The organism is Blautia sp. MSK18_10 (genome assembly GCF_020553185.1).
Lineage (GTDB): Bacteria > Bacillota > Clostridia > Lachnospirales > Lachnospiraceae > Blautia_A > Blautia_A wexlerae.
The window spans coordinates 1-1252 of record NZ_JAJCGT010000109.1 but is presented as its reverse complement, the minus strand read 5'-3'; the positions used below and the strand labels follow the sequence as shown (position 1 = coordinate 1252).

1 protein-coding gene is annotated in these 1252 nt (G+C 42.8%); it reads right to left on the bottom strand.

The window, feature by feature from the left end:
- Positions 1–515: 515 nt before the first annotated feature.
- Positions 516–1252, bottom strand: a 737-nt coding sequence (dctP, locus tag LI074_RS17015) for a TRAP transporter substrate-binding protein DctP (protein WP_173679716.1), incomplete at its 5' end; no start/stop codon positions are given.

The following is a 1252-nucleotide window of genomic DNA, read 5'->3' as shown; positions in this document are numbered from 1 at the left end:
AGGCAATCTGGAATGAATTTTGGCTACGTTACTGTGAACGGAGTGAACAGTAACGATTGCGAATGTCTGCTTTACTTTATAAAAAAGGGCACTTGAAAAATCAGGTGCCCCATTGTATAATCTACTTAGAAGATGATCGGAAGCGTGTTCCGGTTGCCCTCGGTATAATTAATGAGTAAAGAAATTAAGCATCCAACTTTGGGCGGTGGGATGCTTATTTCTTTTTATGTTGATCTATGTAAGTCAATGCCGTAAAAATTACTAACAATAAAGTAAGGGCTTCCATTGTGTTCATCGGGCATCACCCTCCTTTCGTGAAACTGGAGGGCAGGGGGCGAAACTTTGCATCCGGGTCTGTTCAATTATACTTGTTCAGTATAACGTGAAAAATAGAAGATATCAAGTACTTTACGTTCTATATTATTAAAAACAAAACAGGGTATGAAGTTCATCGTAATCTGATGAAACTTCATACCCTGTTCATTTATTTTTATGGAGTTTTGTAACCGTAAGGATTATTTGGTAAACAGATCAACCAGATCCTGGCCGTCTTCGTAGCCCTGGCTCTTCAGCTCATTTACGAACCATTCGTCTACGCCGTCTACAGCTTCTTTAAAGGAATCGATATCCATATCTGCTTTCTCTGTGAAGGTTACGCCGTTTTTGGATTCCCAGCGTTCTTTGATCTCATTGTCGCTGGAACGGTTGATGTAACGTTCATACTCAACTGCCTTCTGGCCACATTCGTCAACAACTGCCTGCTGTTCTGGTGTGAGGCCGTCATAGATATCCTGATTGATGCAGAAGAACAGACAGTCATAAATCGCATCCCACATGGAGCAGTAAGGCTGAACCTCCTGAACGCTTGCTGCGTCGATAGCAGGAAGTGGATTTTCCTCACCTTCAACCGTGTTCTGCTGAAGTGCTGTGTAAGTCTCTGACCAGTTCATGTTGGTGGCATCAGCACCCCATCTCTTGTAGCATTCCATCAGAAGGTTGGAACCTGCTACACGAACCTTCAGGTTCTTCATATCATCTACAGATTTGATTTCATGTTTGCTATTTGTGATCTCGCGGAAACCGTTTTCTGCGATACCCATGCAGTGGAGTCCGTATTCGCCAAGGATTTCTTTCAGTTTTTCACCAGCTTCGCCATCGAATTTCGCATCTGCATCGTCGTAAGAATCATAGACGAATGGAAGAGAAACAACGTTGAAACGTGGATCAAATGCAGAGTAGATCAGGTTGGAGT